The organism is Salipiger sp. PrR007 (genome assembly GCF_010499845.1).
Classification (GTDB): Bacteria; Pseudomonadota; Alphaproteobacteria; order Rhodobacterales; family Rhodobacteraceae; genus Salipiger; species Salipiger pacificus_A.
The window spans coordinates 1-1,158 of record NZ_JAAGOZ010000005.1 but is presented as its reverse complement, the minus strand read 5'-3'; the positions used below and the strand labels follow the sequence as shown (position 1 = coordinate 1,158).

Annotated in this window: 1 protein-coding gene; it reads right to left on the bottom strand. The window is 66.3% G+C overall.

All coding sequences use genetic code 11. From position 1 onward, the window contains the following. The coding region (gene hisD, locus G0Q01_RS00030; protein WP_164212903.1) for a histidinol dehydrogenase at nt 1-1,158 on the bottom strand (1,158 nt) is incomplete at its 3' end.

Below are 1,158 nucleotides of genomic sequence, written 5' to 3'. Positions count from 1 at the left end.
CTGGTAGCTGTGGGTCTTGAGGAACTTGCCGACCCAGAGCCCGCCGGTGTATCGCCCGGCCTTCTTGGTGGGCAACGTGTGGTTGGTGCCGATCACCTTGTCGCCGTTGGCAACATTGGTACGCGGGCCAAGGAAAAGCGCGCCGTAACAGGTCATCTTCTCGAGGAACCAGTCGTCGCGGTCTGTCATCACCTGCACGTGCTCTGAGGCGATCTCGTCCGCCACCTCCAGCATCTCGTCATAGCTGTCGCAGACGATCACCTCGCCGTAGTCCTGCCAGCTGGCGCGGGCCGTTTCGGCGGTGGGCAGGATGTCCAGCAGGCGCTCGATCTCGGCCAGCGTCGCCTCGGCCAACGCCCGCGAGTTGGTCAGCAGCACAGCCGGCGAGTTGTAGCCGTGCTCGGCCTGTCCAAGCAGGTCGGTGGCGCACATCTCGGCGTCCACGGTCTCGTCGGCGATCACCATGGTCTCGGTCGGACCTGCGAAGAGGTCGATCCCCACACGGCCGAAAAGCTGGCGCTTTGCTTCGGCGACAAAGGCGTTGCCCGGCCCGACGAGCATGTGCACGGGCTGCATGCTCTCGGTGCCGATGGCCATGGCGCCGATCGCCTGAATGCCGCCCAGCACCCAGATCTCGTGGGCGCCACCGAAATGCATGGCGGCGATCACCGCGGCATTGGGCTTGCCGCCGAAAGGCGGCGTGCAGGCGACGATCCGCGGGACGCCGGCGACCTTCGCCGTGGCGACGGACATATGCGCCGAGGCCACCATGGGGAACTTGCCGCCGGGCACGTAGCAGCCGACCGACTGCACCGGGATGTTCTTGTGTCCGAGGATGACCCCGGGCAACGTCTCGACCGCGATGTCGGTCATCGAGGCGCGCTGCGCCTCCGCGAATGTCACCACCTGCGCCTGCGCGAAGCGGATGTCGGCAATCTCCTGCTCCGACAGCGTCGCGATCAGGGCGTCGATCTGCGCTTGCGAGAGCCGGAAGCTCTCGGGGCTGTAGCTGTCGAACTTCTCCGAAAGCGCCCGCACCGCCGCGTCGCCACGCGCCTCGATGTCGGCCAGCGTGGCTTCGACGATCGCCCGGGTCTTGGCGTCGTCCTGCCGGCGGTCATCATCGGATTTTCCGCGCTTGAGGTATTCGATGGTCAT